The sequence below is a fragment of the Propionimicrobium lymphophilum DSM 4903 genome, assembly GCF_000423485.1.
Lineage (GTDB): Bacteria > Actinomycetota > Actinomycetes > Propionibacteriales > Propionibacteriaceae > Propionimicrobium > Propionimicrobium lymphophilum.
In genome coordinates, this window is the sequence record NZ_KE384026.1 from 331191 (window position 1) to 345539 (window position 14349).

The 14349-nt window shown below is 49.4% G+C and carries 8 protein-coding genes; 6 read left to right on the forward strand and 2 right to left on the reverse strand.

The window, feature by feature from the left end; genetic code table 11:
* The first annotated feature begins 186 nt into the window (after positions 1-186).
* The 3 genes from G556_RS0109005 to G556_RS11580 all read left to right on the forward strand — a co-directional run bounded on the left by G556_RS0109005 (position 187) and on the right by G556_RS11580 (position 3101).
* Positions 187-1524 carry a zinc-dependent metalloprotease gene (locus G556_RS0109005; protein WP_036916269.1) on the forward strand — a complete coding sequence of 446 codons (1338 nt, stop codon included), beginning with the start codon at positions 187-189 and terminating at the stop codon, positions 1522-1524.
* Between the two features lie 9 nt (positions 1525-1533).
* On the forward strand, positions 1534-2775 hold the full coding sequence (locus G556_RS0109010) for a S49 family peptidase (protein ID WP_028822546.1): 1242 nt from the start codon (positions 1534-1536) through the stop codon (positions 2773-2775).
* A gap of 164 nt (positions 2776-2939) precedes the next feature.
* The gene (locus G556_RS11580) at positions 2940-3101 is read left to right on the forward strand and encodes a DUF5679 domain-containing protein (protein ID WP_016456182.1); all 162 of its coding nucleotides are present in this window, start codon (positions 2940-2942) and stop codon (positions 3099-3101) included.
* A 51-nt stretch (positions 3102-3152) separates the two neighbouring features.
* Here the strand turns inward: G556_RS11580 and G556_RS0109020 are convergent, their stop codons facing one another.
* Entirely contained in the window at positions 3153-5198 is a 2046-nt protein-coding gene (locus tag G556_RS0109020) for an ATP-dependent DNA helicase UvrD2 (protein ID WP_233418212.1), read from the reverse strand.
* A 72-nt stretch (positions 5199-5270) separates the two neighbouring features.
* Between G556_RS0109020 and G556_RS0109025 the strand changes: the two genes are divergently transcribed.
* The 3 genes from G556_RS0109025 to recD are packed head-to-tail and all read left to right on the forward strand — an operon-like array spanning position 5271 to position 13485.
* Positions 5271-8453, forward strand: a complete 3183-nt coding sequence (locus G556_RS0109025) for an exodeoxyribonuclease V subunit gamma (RefSeq protein WP_081675573.1) — start codon at positions 5271-5273, stop codon at positions 8451-8453.
* Positions 8450-11644: a UvrD-helicase domain-containing protein gene (locus G556_RS11150; RefSeq protein WP_051176823.1), complete on the forward strand. Its 3195-nt coding sequence runs from the start codon at positions 8450-8452 to the stop codon at positions 11642-11644. Before G556_RS0109025 ends, G556_RS11150 begins: the two co-directional genes overlap by 4 nt.
* On the forward strand, positions 11641-13485 hold the full coding sequence (gene recD / locus G556_RS0109035; protein WP_028822549.1) for an exodeoxyribonuclease V subunit alpha: 1845 nt from the start codon (positions 11641-11643) through the stop codon (positions 13483-13485). Before G556_RS11150 ends, recD begins: the two co-directional genes overlap by 4 nt.
* Here recD and nudC read toward each other — a convergent pair.
* Positions 13447-14331: an NAD(+) diphosphatase gene (gene nudC / locus G556_RS11155; protein WP_051176824.1), complete on the reverse strand. Its 885-nt coding sequence runs from the start codon at positions 14329-14331 to the stop codon at positions 13447-13449. The genes recD and nudC overlap by 39 nt on opposite strands.
* Positions 14332-14349: the final 18 nt, after the last annotated feature.

Here is a 14349-nt window from a genome sequence, read left to right on the forward strand (position 1 = left end):
GCTACAAACGACCAGCAGGAAAGCAGCCGTTAAAGTTACGAAAAACCGTTTGTTTCGAGTCATTCCTCGGGTCTTTCCCATCTAATCGTTTAAGACTTACAAGAATAAGCGTAGCCGAGCATCTGCATTAGGCTGTAGATAACTTGGTGCCATGCGGTTCAATTGAATCTGAGACTAAGGAGCAATATGTCGCAACAGAACAATCCCGGCGACGACGAGAGCCCGGAAGAGTTCCTTAAAAAGATATTCGAATCTGCCGGATTCGGCGTAAGCGGAGGCAGCTTCTCAGAGATTTTGGACCAGATAGCAAAAAGTTTCGAGCAGGCCGCGAGTTCAACCCCCGATGATGTGGAAGACGTCAACTGGAATGCCATGAAGATGGCTATTAACCGTGTCGTATCCCAATCTGGTCCAGATCCAAGTGTCGATTATCAGACCCAAAGAGCTTTAGGAGAGGCGGATCGGCTTGCCCAACAATGGTTGGACGAAGTCACTGCTATGACCCCGCCAGCAAACCCAGCTAAGGCCATGAGCAGATCCGACTGGGTCGAATCGACCATGCCAGCTTGGCGAAAGATAGTCTCGCCAATTGTCACCGCATTGGCTGATGCGATGGGAAAAATGCTTGGCTCCGGAAACGAGTTCGGAGACGATCAGCTTACCCAGTTGAACAAGTTGATGGCTCCGCTGCTTAGGAATGCTGCAGCTTCGATGTATGCAATGCAGCTTTCTCAAGCAATCGGTAATTTGGCGACCTCCACGCTTTCTGGTAGCGAGATCGGGCTTCAGCTTTTGGAGAAACCACAGGTTGCTCTGATCCCCACGAACATCGGAGAGTTCTCTGAGGGTTTAGAGAATAGCCCTGAAGACATTCTCATCTATCTGACCGTGAGAGAAGCGGCCAGACAAAGACTGTTTAGTTCCGTTGGCTGGCTCGGGCCACAACTGCTCACGATGCTCGAACACTATGCCCGCGAAATTCAGATTGACTCTTCTGCGCTGACGCAAGAATTCGATCCACAAGATTTAGAGACAATGAACCCAGAAAAGCTTGCTGAAATCGGCGAGAAAATGCAGGGTCGGCTCTTCTCCCCCACAAAAACGCCTGAACAGGAAGAGATTCTCGGACGGCTAGAGACGCTTCTGGCGCTCATCGAGGGGTGGGTGGACGAAATCACCTCGCGAGCAACTACCCCTTGGATGCAAGAAACTGCCAATCAGCTCACTGAGACTATAAAAAGAAGAAGGGTCACAAACGATCCTTCATCAGAGGCGTTCTCTAATCTAGTGGGCATGGAAATTAGCCCGCGCAGAATTCGTGATGCAGCGAACTTGTGGGCGGCTCTCACCGAGAAAAGGGGGGCGGAGAAGAGGGATCAGACCTGGTCTCACCCAGACCTAATCCCAACCGCCGAAGACCTGGACGATCCAATCGGCTATGCAAACGGCGAACATTCTTCCAGCACCGATGACGAACTTGATGAGGCGCTGCGAAAGATTCTCGACGATAGCGAAAATAACTAGGTAGGAAATATGGACGAAAACACAAACGCACAAACTCCTGGTGCGCGCCCAGAACTTCAGGGCGCCCCATCGTGGGATCCGCCGGAAACCGCAACTCAAATTCCGCCGACTCAGCTCCCGCCTCTCGTTTCCCCGCAGGTGCCTAACTCATCTAAACCCCGCAAGAGCTCGTTTTTCAAAGGATTTGGCGTCGGTCTTGGCGCATCAATCGGATTTGGGATACTGAGCGTCGTCATGTCTATAGTCATGATGCTCGGCCTGATTGTCACCGCTGCTAGCGTCGCGAAGAGCATCGGCACAACCGCCGACACGGGCGCCACGACTCACGTGTGGGGCCCCAGTAACGCCAAGAACACTCTTTTCGCGATTGCTATTAACGGCGCGATCATGACGAATTCTGGGGCAAGCGCCTTCAATTCTGGCGTATACGGATACGAGATCGCCAAGCAAATCGATCAGATCGAAGCAGACGATTACGCAGGCCTTGTTCTCCTCATGGACACTCCCGGAGGCACCATCACGGGCTCCAGAGCGATCCACGATGCAGTCGCACGCTACCAAGAGCGCACAGGCCGTAAAGTTTTCGCATATGTCCAGTCGATGTCGGCTTCAGGCGGTATGTACTCAATGGCCGGCGCGGACTACATTGCTGCCGACTACGGCACACTCACCGGCTCCATAGGCGTAATCATGGGCCCAATAATGCATTACAAAGACGTGACTGCGACCACTGGAAACATCCTGGAATCTGGAGTCACAACCTCTGGTGGAATCACTCAGGAATACCTGACTCAAGGCAAAGGTAAAGACTTTGGAAACCCCTTCAGGGAGATGTCTGAAGAAGAACGGGCAAATTACACCCACAATCTTGAACTCGCTTACGACGATTTCGTGAATATCGTTTCCCAAGGACGAGGAATCGATCCGGAAACCATTCGTAACGACTTGGGAGCATTCATGTTCGACGAGCATCGTGCGGTGGAAAAGAAACTTATAGACGAGGTTATGCCAAGAGAAGCTGCCTTCCGAAAAGCCGCAGAGATCAATAACGTCGATCCCGAGGATACAAAAGTTATTACGCCTTCTGCCCCAACTGGACTAGCTTCGCTATTGGGCGTAAAGACTCGAGTGTACGGACACAGCATCCCGTTAAGCACAAATGACGGCTTAAAGCCGACTACTTCGCTGTGCTCCGGTTCCCCAAGCATTGTTGCGTATGCGGGCAATATCACTTCGCTCTGTGGCGCATAATTGATCGATATGGCTTTGACTTCGGATTCCAGGTTGAGCAAATATACAGCTGGTAATTTTCGTAGGTCTGGGTCATGGGCTATATGCTTATGAGATGCAAGGGGTTGGCAGCAGCCACAAGAGTCGCTAATGTCAACCGAGTTTGAAAGTAACTAGGAGGAAGCATGGCTGACGAGACTTACAGTGGCGAGTTCTACTGCGTTAAGTGCAAGCAGAAGCGTCAGGCGGAGGGCCGCGTTGTTGTTAACGATCGTGGCACCAAGATGGCCAAGTCGAAGTGCCCTGAGTGCGGCACCAACCTGAACCGCATTCTTGGACGCGCTTAATTTATTAAGTTCTTTACGGAGGCGACGTAATAATTCACGTCGCCTCCTTTTTTAGTTTTGAGCTACTAGGTCTAAAACCTTTTCCCCGTACTTTTCAGCCTTAACTGGGCCGATTCCAGAGATTCTTTTAAGCTCAGTCATGCTTTGAGGTTTGCGTTCGGCGATAGCCTGAAGCGTTTTGTCGGTAAATACTACAAATGCAGGAACTTTTTCTGAATCCGCCTGGGCTTTTCTCCACTCTTTGAGTTCTTCCAAAAACTCTTCGTCGAAGGTCGCTTCGCAATATTCGTGTCTGCCAAGTTTATTTTGGCTGCCACCTGTCAGTGCCCTCCCACACACGTAACATGTGCGAGAGGTTTTCTTCATTTTCTCTTTTTTAAGGTTCTTATCTTGTTTTTGGGAATGGAAATTATTCAGGAACCTGGATTTTCTATTTGCCCCGGTCCAAGAAATTCGTAGAGATTCTTCTGCTCTGGTCAGAGCTACGTAAAGCAGCCTTCGTTCCTCAGCCAACTGGGCTGGCGTTTTAGCCATGGAAAATGGAACCATGCCTTCTCGGACACCGATAACGGCAACCGCAGGCCATTCGAGCCCTTTAGCTGAATGCATTGTCGAAAGTGTGACAGCCTGTGAGGTCGGGATCTGTTTGATACTGGCAAGTTTTAAGAGCTCTTCGACTAGCTGTCTGAACGAACATTTCTTTTCATCAAGAATCTGTGTGGCTCTATCACGCAAAGCGTTTAGAGCCTCCCAACGCGCTCGAACCAGTCCTGCGCCTTCCGGTGCTCGCGGTTTCCAACCAAGCGAAGCTAGAATCTCAGCTATTTGGTTCTTGGCATCGTCACCCGTTAGTTCCGGCGACTTCACGCCGCTGTTCTTCAAAAGCTTGAGAGCACGTAGGATCTCTGGCCGTTCATAGAAATTTTCCGAATCTTTGACGGTATATGGAACCCTTGCGTCGTTAAGGCAAGTTTCAAGCGCCATGGACTGCGCATTAATTCTGAATAGGATGGCGCATTGATTCCAATCAAGACCGTTGCGGTGTTTCTCGATGAGCCATTCAACAACCTGGCTAGCTTCCTCGCTCTCATCAGAATTACTGACCAACTCAACTACATGCCCAGGGCCTTTAGTTGCCACTAGCGGAACCCTGTTCTTCTGGTGAGCCAAGAGACCATTAGCCGTTTCAAGAATCTGTGGTGTTGATCTGTAATTCTTCGATAGATGCAAAACAACTGCATTCGGATAGTACTTTTTAAAATTTGTTAATAACCCTCTATCGGCCCCCGCAAAAGCGTGAATTGACTGATCAGGGTCTCCTACTACGCAAAGATCCTGCCTGTCACCAACCCATAGTTCAAGAAGCGTGTGCTGTAGAGGGCTTACGTCTTGGAATTCGTCGACCGTAAAGTGCTTGTATCCCTCTCTAACCTGCTCGGCGACTTCTCGATGTTCGTGAAGCATTGCGACCGTGCATAGAAGTATGTCGTCAAAATCAATCACTGAACGACGGCGCTTGAAAATCTCGTAGTTTTTAAAGACCGTTGCAACTTGTTCGGGATCCAAGTCGGCCACTTTGCGCGAGAGTTTTTCAGCAATTTGTGGATACCGTTCTGCAGTTACGTTTGATACTTTCGCCCAACTAATTTCGCCCGCTAGGTCTCTGAGCAGAGATAGATCGTCTCCTAAACCCATATATTTGCAGGCCTGAGAAACGATGCCGATAGTTTTACTCGTCACTTCGGGCAATTCGGTTTTTTCCACGATCGGCCAAAAGTATCTGAGTTGTCTCAACGCTGCAGAATGAAAAGTCCTTGCGGAAACCTGCGGAAGGCCTAACTTAGCTAATCGAGCTCGAAGCTCCCCCGCTGCTCTGGTGGTAAAAGTCACGGCTAAACTTGCGTTTGCCTTTTGCCTTCCACTAGCAACTGCATATGCGATCCGATGCGTAATGGCGCGGGTTTTTCCACTTCCTGCTCCTGCTAAAACCGCCACGGGCCCGCCGAAAGTAGTCGCTACTTGTCTCTGCTCGTCGTTCAGTCCTGCCAGCATTTGATCCGGATCGATACTCATGCCACCAAGGATATGTCTTGCCACTGACACATTCTTTTCCACGCTACGGGATGCATCGTCCTAAATTTGTCAGTGCCAGACACTAGGGTGTAATTCGTGAATGAAATCGAAGCGCAATCACGACTAGTCGCCACATGGGCGCAGATAGAAGACGCGATATTTTCTCAGCTTAATTCTGGGATTTCCGATCCTCTTCAGCAGGCTCTAGTCATCGTTCCTTCGGTCGGTCATGGCCGAAAATTGTCGCAAAAAATCGCTACGCAAAACGGCTTCGGTATTTGCTCTGGGATCGATTTCGTTACTCTACATAGTTTTAAGCGTAAGCTTTACGAAGACTACCTGGCCATAGCACCTGATACAGACCCCTGGTCTGTATCAAACCTTTCTTTGCGCATAGCTGAGATACTTCAAAAAAGTAATGGCCAAAGCTGGTTTGCCCCGCTATCTAAGCACCTAGGGGACGCCGCTACCCGGCCGGGTCGGATAAGTTCAACAGCCCGTCGTATCGCCAGATTGTTTCTTCACTACTGCGAAGAAGCGCCACTAATGCTCGCATCATGGCAAAAAAACGAAGATGCCGATTTCGACGGATCGGCAGTCCCCGATCATCAAGAATGGCAGCCACAAATTTGGCGGCGTCTTGTCGAATCGACAAAAGTTCTTAACCCTTTTGAGCGTCAAGACGCTTTGATCGAGTCGATCCCAAAGATATCTGAAAATATCCCAGCACCTTTCCTAGCTGGAATTATTACCTCGCTTTCGGAATCTGACTCAAAGTTGCTGAAGTCGCTGTCAGAATATGCCGGCCTGATGACCTGGCAGCTTGGCTTACCTGTTACAGCTAATAATGACTTCTTAGCTAGATATGGCGTCGAACGGCCAAACGGAAAAATCGACCCTCCGGAATCTGGCGTCTCGACCATGCTGCGAGCAGTCCAGGCAAGCATTTTTAATGATTCCGGACCCGGAGATTTAACCGCGGATGGCACGATCCAGATCCACGCCAGTCACGGCCCTAACCGACAAGTCGAGGTGCTAAGGGACGCGCTTTCAAAAATATTTGAAGACGACCGTTCACTGGAACCTCGGGATGTGCTGGTTTTAGTCCCCAACCTCGAAAGGTTCGCCACCTACCTGAAATCCGCTTTCCAGAACGATTTCTCGACAAAGCTGAGTCATCCAGCAAAACAACTTAGGGTCCAGCTGGCGACAGCATCGCTAATGCAGACGAATCCGATTCTCGACATGATCGATCAGCTATTGGCTATGTCCATGGGCCGAGGACATGTCTCAGAACTACTCGATTTCTTGACGCTGCCTACAGTCTCGGCATTGTTCGATTTTTCTGCTGACGAAATCGAGCTAATTCAGGAGCTGTTTGAAAAGGCAAACGTCAGTTGGGGAATCGACTCCCCGCACAGAAGCCGCTACGGGCTGAGCTCTCAGACTCTCGGAACCTGGTGGAACGGCGTTCAGAGGATGTTGACGGGCGTTTTATTCGCTGACGAGCCTCCCACCGCTGTTAAAGAAGTAGCTCCGCTGCCCCAGATCGAATCGAGCATGCTCTCAACGATTGGAAAATTAGCAGAAGCCGTGGCAAGGATACGCAAGAGCATTTACCTGTTTGGTCAGCCCGGCTCTACAACTGATTGGATCGACCGGCTCACAACTGCAGCCCGCGAATTATCATTCGTAGGCCCACTTGATGAATGGCAGATGTCACAGGCAATCAGCAAAATATCCACGCTTAGTGGCCCAGATAGCTCCTCTAGCTTCACATTAACCGCGGCAGACGTGAAAGGTTGGATTGCTGAGGCGAATAGGCCTTATTCAGCCCGCCCCAATTTTGGTAACGGTTCATTGCTGGTTGCGCAATTAGGCCAATTGCAGGCAGTAGAGCACAGAGTTATTTGCGTACTCGGATTGAACGATTCAGATTTTCCTGCACGAAACAAGCTGCTTGGTGACGATCTAGTCACGAGCAAAAGCAGCATAAACGATGCAAAACGTAAGTCTAGGCAGCAATTGTTGGATGCTTTGCTAGCAGCAAAAGATAAATTCGTGGTTATAACGCAAGCCGCTAGCCCGAGGACGGGCCAAAAGTTAGCTCCCCCGATCGCTATTCTCGATCTGTTGGCAGCCTGCGGTATCGATAACCCGCAAGAGCTTTGGGACAGTCCGGACGAACGCCTCCTGATCTCCCACCCGCTTTCTTCTCAAAGCAAAACCAATTTCGACGGCGCAAATGCGAGTTTCGACAAACTTGCATTTTCTGGGGCGAACATCGAAACCGACTTGGAGAAACAGAATCAAGAAACTGCACTGTGGAAAATTGAATTTGGAAATGAGATTCTCAGCGAGCTTTCTCTACCGCGAATACTCAAGTTCTTGAGGAATCCTGCAGCCGAATTACTGTCGAGCGCGAGTAACTTAAACTTAAACACCTACGAAGACGAGACAGCAAACGAGCTTCCGATAGCTCCCGACGGCTTATCTACTTATTCGATTCGTTCAAAGATCATCGACGATTTGCTGTCTGGCGTCGATATAAACACCTCGATATACGTCGCTGGGCTCTCCGGGAAAGTGCTACTCAACGATCAAGGAAAAGAACTGATCGATGCGATTGCCGATGAAGCCGCAGATATCGCAAAAGATGTTCTTTCTGCCAGAGGAACAGATTCCGGTAAAGACATTAACCTGACTACGCCTTTCTCCGGAAGAAGAACTGAATCTATATTCTTGAGCGCAGATATTAGGACTTGGAACGATCGTGTAGTGATTTTTCGGGCAGGGAAGCTAAAAGCAATCACTCTAATAGAGGCATGGATTCAGCTATGCCTATTGGCCGTTAACGGCGAAAGCGCTAAAGGCGCGACAATCGTGTGCACGGATTCAACGGTCAAGCTTTCTGTCCCAGATTCAGTCAGTGCAGAGCACTGGCTGAGCGATTTGGTGCTTCTCGTTGAGGACGGTTTGAAGAAACTAATCCCGCTTCCCATCGAAACGGCAGCTGCTTACACAGGGGCCATATTCAAAGGCAGAGCGTCTGATTCTCCGGACTGGAGGATGAAGTCTGCATGGCACAATTTCAAAGGCTTCGGAGAATATGACTCCGATCCGTCCTGGCAGCATTTCTTCTCCGCACCCGAGGAACTTTTCGTAGCGCGTCCAGAACCGCTGGACCCAACCCCCTTCAATACTGACCACTTCGATTGCAGATTTAAACAGCTAGCTGCTTGGCTGTTTCAACCGATAAGGAGGGCGATGCTGAAATGAGTACGCCTGAAAAGTTCGAGTTAACCGGTCCCCTGCCAGATCAAGGAGTAACGATTCTGGAGGCGAGCGCCGGAACTGGAAAGACTTATGCAATTGCTGCGCTGGCCACAAGATTCATTGCCGAAGATTTTCCCATTGAATCCCTTCTAATCGTCACTTTTAGCCGGGCCGCTGCTGGAGAGCTTAAATCGAGAGTGCACCAAAGGTTGGCGAGCACGCTTTCTAGTTTGGTGTCTTTTTCTAGCACCGGAAAGCAGCCTGAGGATGAAATAGACAAGGCTCTTGCAGAAGGTGACGTCGAATCAATTTGTGAGCGGTTAAATACAGCTTTGGGAAAAATTGACGAAGCCACTATTGCGACAATTCACGAATATAGCTCTCGGATGATTGCCGAGCTCGGTGTTCTTGTAGATCACGACGATTCGAGCACTTTCGCTGACGACATGAGCGAGCTGATCGAAGATGTGGTAGCTGACACATACCTGACCTCTTGGGAGCACAAAGCAAAGGGAGATTGGAAGCGTGCACAAACAATCGGCAAAGAGGTTTGCTTCAAACCCAGTTTCAAAATCATCCCCTCTGATACTGAGGAGGGGATATTCGCTCATAAGGTTCGTTCGGAATTCGACAGACGTAAGCGCTCCATGCGCATATATGGCTACGACGATATGGTGGATCGGCTAACGAATGCTCTTGATGACCCAGAGACCGGGAACATGGCAGCTCGAGTGCTATCAAAAAGATTCCCTATCGTGATGGTCGATGAGTTCCAAGATACAGATCCGCAGCAGTGGCGAATTATTGAGAAAGCATTCGCCAAGCATTGCAGAGTTATTCTTATCGGTGACCCAAAACAGGCTATTTATGGGTTCCGTGGCGGCGACGTAGAAACCTATCAAAAAGCAAAATCCCAAAAAGACGGGGTCCCAGTTTCGATCCGTACGATGAGCGTCAATTATCGATCGGATCCGGGTGTTGCAGACGGAGTTCTAGAACTATTCGGTTCGGCAAATCTTGGGGTTGATTCCTCCCCAATTCAGTTGCCTCCAGTATCCGCTAACCGGAAATCAAACCGTATTTTTCGATCTTCAGAACGCCTAGACAAACCAGTCCTAGTACGTAGAATTCCGGGCTCTCGTCTTTCTGCTTCGGATTCTAGAGAGGCTATCGATAGGGATGTTATTGCCCAGATTTATGATCTGGTCGAAAACTATGAACTCGAATCAAATGATTCTTTAAGGCCTATCAAGCTAAACGACATAGCGGTATTAGTGAGAAGGAATAAGCGAGGAGAGCAAATACTTAGCTCTCTTCAAGAAGCAGGAATACCGGCTACCTTTTCCGGATCCGACAGTGTCTACGCATCTACGGCTGCTTACGAATGGAACACGTTGCTGACCGCTCTCGCCACGCAGCGTACACAGGACATGACGAGGGCGACCCTAACGTCGTTTTTCGGGCTAACCAGTGTGGAGCTAGCCAACGACGAAACAAGTCGAACTAGAGCATTCATGCTTATGCGCGAGTATGCCAATCTGATGGATGAGTTCGGACCAATCGCGGTTCTCGAGAAAATCGTAGAAGAAAGTGACTTCTATTCAAGTCTTTTAGCTGAGCCTTCCGGCAGAAGACAAGTTACCGACTTTCAGCATGTAGCGGAATTATTAGACGAGGCTGCACGCAAACATCATTTAGGCTCAGCAGGACTATCAGCGTGGCTAAGCGAGCAAATTACCAAGTCAAAGGAACAAAGCGACGAGATTACTAGAAGGTTGGAGACCGACAGGCCAACTGTCACTTTAACTACAATCCACCAAGCAAAAGGCCTCGAATTTCCGATTGTCTTGCTTCCAGAAGCTAGCGAGTATTACTGGTCTGGAAAGCCACAGCCCGGTAGGCTCTCCACCGGCCACTGGAACGGCGAAAGGGTAATCGATCTGGACTTCGGATCTGAACGCTCATCCAGTTATTTCGAAGAAGAGCTAGCCGAGAGCTTACGACTGTTCTACGTTTCTGCGACGCGAGCGGCTAGCTTCCTCGTATGTTGGTATTCATCTACAAAGACGAACACGCTCAAGTCTCCGCTTCATCGACTTCTGTACGAGCTAAGCCCCGGAACCGATCGAAAACATGTTCTTTTCTGTGATTCCTTTACGAGCGCTCCCCCTAAACGCGTCTTATTCGACCAAGCTGAGGGAACCCAGAAATCTCTTCATGTCAATCAGTTCACACGCGTCATCGATAATTCGTTCCGTAGAACTTCGTACTCAGGGTTAACTGCAGAAATTCATGGCGTACCTCTACTTGAAGATGTTGATGAACCACTAGAAGAAGTGGTCAATGCGGAATCCGCTATGCACGAAAAGACCGATAAACCTATCTCGGCCCTAGCTGGTCTTCCGGGTGGGGTTAACTTTGGCACATTGGTCCACTCGATTCTTGAAAAGAACGATCCTGCAGCCAAAGATCTGAAAGCGGATCTGCTTGAAAAAAGCAGCACCGCTCTTAACCGACTCCCTATCGAAGGAGTTGACGCAGACACACTAGCTGCGGGACTATCCCAAGTTGTGACAACCGGACTTGGAGATCTCACTGAGGGTTTTTCGCTCCGAGACATCGGCGCAAAAAACAGGCTCGCAGAATTGGAATTCGAGATGTCTATGGGAAGTGATAGAGGCTATTCGACTCTAAAACAGTTGGCTGGGCTCTTCGACGATGAGTCTCTGGCAGACCCTAGCGGAGTGCTAGTTGGCTATGGCAAACAACTTGCTGCGACTAGCGCGGCGAGCAGCACGCTGCACGGTTTCCTAACAGGTTCGATAGATGCGGTTTTAAAGGTGAAAGACGCATTCGCGGTGGTTGACTACAAGACGAACCGCATTCCCTTGCAAGGCGACGAAGTTTTGACAGCCGATAAATACGATTCAGCTGGCATGGAGAAGATCATGCGCGAATCTCACTATCCCCTTCAAGCACTCATATACATGGTTGCTCTGCACAGATTCCTTAGCTGGAGACTTCCTTCGTACGATCCGGCAAAGCATCTTCGCGGCGCAGGTTACTTATTCGTCCGTGGAATGGTGGGACAATCGAGCACTGAATCGGATATGCATTACGGCGTCTTCACGTGGCGTCCCAACCCCGAGATAGCTGTACGAGCTTCCGAAATAATCTCTGGAGCGCAATTATGAAAAACAAAGAAAGTGTAATCGCACGCGGCTTGCTGGCCCGCTTCAATTCCGCTGGACTGATCGGGCAGGCCGCGGTTCACGCTTCACGCTCGATCGAATTGCTCTACGGAGAATCTGACGAGTTAGTGCTGCTAGCCACTAGCCTGTGTGTCCAGGCAGCGCAACTTGGCTCTGCATGTTTGCCGATGGAATCTAAAGACTCCCTAAGAGATTTATTGCTTTCCGAAGAAGAATTGTCTGATCCGGAACGCCTCAATCTTCTTTACGAATTGGACTGGCCCGATTTTTCTAGTTGGCGTGCAGTTCTCTGCTCATCAAAGATAGTCTCCACTTCACAAGAAGACGCTCCTAACCAACTGCCTCTTCGTTTTATTGACAGCAACTTGTATTTAGAGAGTAACTGGCTTTATCAGTCAGATGTTGTTGACGACCTGGTAGAAAAAATTAAAACTCCCCCGCCCGAGGTCGACGAGGCTGCTCTGGAAAAAGAGTTAGAAGAAATATTCGACGGAGCTGAGAAACCTGAGCCCCTACGCAGTGCGCTCGTCGATCAGCGCAATGCAGTAAGAAACTGCATTACCAGTTGGATATCAGTAATCGCAGGTGGCCCAGGTACTGGAAAAACTCATACTCTTGCAGCGCTGTTATCTGCGCTATCAGCTTCTAGCCCTACCAAACTGCACGTCGCGTTGACGTCGTTCAGTGGTAAAGCGGCGGCACGTATGAACGAGTCGTTAGCCCAGAACGTCCTTTCGACCGGTTTAGCTAACATCCGGATAGATAGAGGCGTTACTCTCCATAAGCTTCTTGGCTCCAGAGGGACGCTGAACGGGTTCACGTACGATGCAACTAACCGGCTCCCTCATGATGTAGTCATCGTTGACGAAGTTTCTATGTTGTCGTTACCGATGATGAAGCGGCTTCTGTCTGCGCTACGCAGTAATACCCGGCTGATCCTGATCGGAGACCCAGATCAGCTGACATCAATCGATGTCGGAACCGTCCTTGCCGACATCGTGGATGCAGATGTTCCAGGCAATAAATTCAATGAAATTCCCCTAGTCTCGAGACTAGAAATCAATTTACGGAGTTCGGGCAATATCCCTGAGCTCGCAGAGAGAATTCGCTTGGGTGATTGTGAGGGTGCCATTGAGATCCTCAATAAGAACGAGGGAGGGATCGAATACATCGATACCGATGCCAGCGAAATCTCATTTAGCACAAACGAATCCGCCGCTAGCGACGTGCTAGTTTCTGCTCGACAAATGCTCAAATGCGCTAATTCGGGGCTCGTCAGTGAGGCGCTACAGGCCCTAGATTCGCACAGGTTACTGTGCGCACACGCAAATGGAATTTATGGAGCTAGCAATTGGCAGGCAACTATCGATGCGTTCTTGCGAACCCAATTAGCTGGCTGGTCCAGCACAGAAGAGATTTATCCTGGAATGCCTTTGATAATTACTTCGAATTCTCCAGATCTAGGGATTTTCAATGGCGACACTGGAGTGGTGGTTCTCAAAGACGGAACGCTGCAGGCGGCAATAGGTTCTAAGGAAGATTTCAAGCTGATACCGCCATCGATGTTGGACTCTTATCAGTTAGTACACGCAATGACTGTTCACAAATCTCAGGGAAGTCAGTACGGAAAAGTCACTCTTATTCTCCCCAGCCATGAGTCCCCGATTCTCACCAGAGAACTGCTTTATACAGCAGTGACTAGGGCGAAGAAAGCTATCCGAATTATCGGCACTCAGCAAGCGGTCGCCGCGGCAATCGAGAACCCTGCTAGGCGAGCTTCTGGTCTAACGAATCGGCTCCTGGCCTTCAAGCCAAGCCTTTAACATTCGGCTTGCGATCGAGGCTTTCGTCGGAAGGATGAGTTTCCCACTTTTTGCCAATTCAATTATTTCTTCCCTGGTATAGAAGTCTCCCCACTCGAGCTCTGTGCCATCAGTCTCAGCTTTCGCTGCATCGCGATTTGATATTCGAGCAAAGAATCCGAGCATCAGCGACCGAGGAAAAGGCCACGGCTGGCTACCAAAGAAGGTTAGTTTGTTGATTTTCAACTTGGCCTCTTCCTCGACCTCGCGGAAACAAGCCTGTTCTGCGGATTCTCCAGACTCGACAAAACCAGCGAGGATAGAGACTTGATTCTTTTTCCACATCGAGTTGTGAGCCAGGTAAATTCTTTCGTCTTCGTCGAGGATCGCGACGATTACGGCCGGATCCGTACGTGGGAAGTGCAGCTTATTGCAGGCTTCGCATTCGCCCTCGAATCCTCCGTGTCTAGGCTTGATTTCACCAGTGCATTCGGGGCAATATTTCGCTCTATCCCACCAATTCAAAATAGCAATTGCAGACGTAGCAGCCTGTAACTCTGCATCGCTTAATTCTGCATCCCGAAGCGCTACTCCTGTTTTAGTTTCGTCCCTTTTTGCGAACCAGTATTCGTCTTTGGTTTTCCCAATAAATATGCAGTCAGACGAATAACTAGTTCCAGCAGCAACCTTGTGTGAAGAAAATTCGATCAAATTTTTATCATCAACTTTGATTAATCTAGCTTTTCCACTGGCGAAAAAGTCTTCGTATTCGCCATTGGCTCTAGCGTCTTGCGCATGATCCAATAGTGCTGGTGCGTACCAAGAATTTACCCCTGATTGGCCTTTAAAAAATTGATCTAAAATCATTAAAATCCGACTTTTCTC

Bases quoted from the DNA above. Each gene is read 5' to 3' on its own strand.
- G556_RS11580 (WP_016456182.1), top strand. From the start codon at position 2,940: ATGGCTGACGAGACTTACAGTGGCGAGTTCTACTGCGTTAAGTGCAAG.
- recD (WP_028822549.1), top strand. From the start codon at position 11,641: ATGAAAAACAAAGAAAGTGTAATCGCACGCGGCTTGCTGGCCCGCTTC.
- G556_RS0109005 (WP_036916269.1), top strand. From the start codon at position 187: ATGTCGCAACAGAACAATCCCGGCGACGACGAGAGCCCGGAAGAGTTC.
- nudC (WP_051176824.1), bottom strand. From the start codon at position 14,331: ATGATTTTAGATCAATTTTTTAAAGGCCAATCAGGGGTAAATTCTTGG.
- G556_RS0109010 (WP_028822546.1), top strand. From the start codon at position 1,534: ATGGACGAAAACACAAACGCACAAACTCCTGGTGCGCGCCCAGAACTT.
- G556_RS11150 (WP_051176823.1), top strand. From the start codon at position 8,450: ATGAGTACGCCTGAAAAGTTCGAGTTAACCGGTCCCCTGCCAGATCAA.